Annotated in this window: 2 protein-coding genes; both read right to left on the bottom strand. The window is 44.3% G+C overall.

Features of this window, described 5'->3' with window-relative positions; all coding sequences use genetic code 11:
* A partial coding sequence (locus N1032_RS24800) for a hypothetical protein (protein ID WP_259543190.1) occupies positions 1-356 on the bottom strand: 356 nt, incomplete at its 3' end.
* Entirely contained in the window at positions 356-610 is a 255-nt protein-coding gene (locus N1032_RS24795; RefSeq protein ID WP_259543189.1) for a helix-turn-helix domain-containing protein, read from the bottom strand. The genes N1032_RS24795 and N1032_RS24800, both read right to left, overlap by 1 nt.
* Positions 611-796 lie beyond the last annotated feature (186 nt).

The following is a 796-nucleotide window of genomic DNA, read 5'->3' as shown; positions in this document are numbered from 1 at the left end:
ATACCGAGAGAGTTAGCCGCACGAGCTACAACAGCTTTTGCCCCTTTGAGCGTGGATTGTTCCGCTCGCATGAAGTTTAGGACACGAGCTATTTCGACTTCACGAGCCGCCCCGGTTTTACCACGTACCGAAAACTTGCCGTCTTTGAGTACACGAGAAATAAAGTCAGATTCAGCGTGACCAGCGGCAACCAGACGGTTTAGGCGTTTGTTTGCAGCGTCAATAAGGCGTTTAGAAAACTGAACGTCGGCGGTGACGGCTTGCGCTTGCATGTTGATTTGGGCTTGAGCAATGGCAAGCTGGTTAAGCAAGTCCATCAGTTTACCCATTCCTGAGCCAGTTGTTTTAGTGACCATTAGAAAGTGTCCTCGTGTTGCAGTTTAGAAATCAGGATTTCCGAAAGTTCAGCTAATAGTTTAGCATCATTGTTACACGCTCGCACGTACATAGCTATGTGATGAATGCTATTAGCTCGACCGTTTTCGAATGCTGATAGAGTTTTATCGTTGACATCGAACATTTCCACAAAGTCCTTTTGTGTCATGTCCAGAGCATCGACTCGAAAAGCCTGTAAACGACGGCCTAACGAAAAGATGTTGACTTGTTCCATAGGTATTTCCTCATGTTTGTGAATGAGTAATAACTATAGCATGATTAGGGTATGTTGTCAATGGTTGACTTTGAGATTTGTTTCTGGTAATGTGTTGGTCATGGAATAGATGGATGAAATAGTGAACGTCAATAGTAGCATACCCTCCACCAATCCGCAATAGTTGTAAGCATCCAGAAGCAAAGA

This window comes from Herbiconiux daphne (assembly GCF_024979295.1).
GTDB lineage: Bacteria > Actinomycetota > Actinomycetes > Actinomycetales > Microbacteriaceae > Herbiconiux > Herbiconiux daphnes.
The sequence above is the reverse complement of the archived record's forward strand: the minus strand, read 5'-3'. Positions and strand labels throughout refer to the sequence as shown.

Coding starts and splice junctions, on each gene's coding strand:
- N1032_RS24795 (WP_259543189.1), bottom strand. CDS start 610: ATGGAACAAGTCAACATCTTTTCGTTAGGCCGTCGTTTACAGGCTTTT.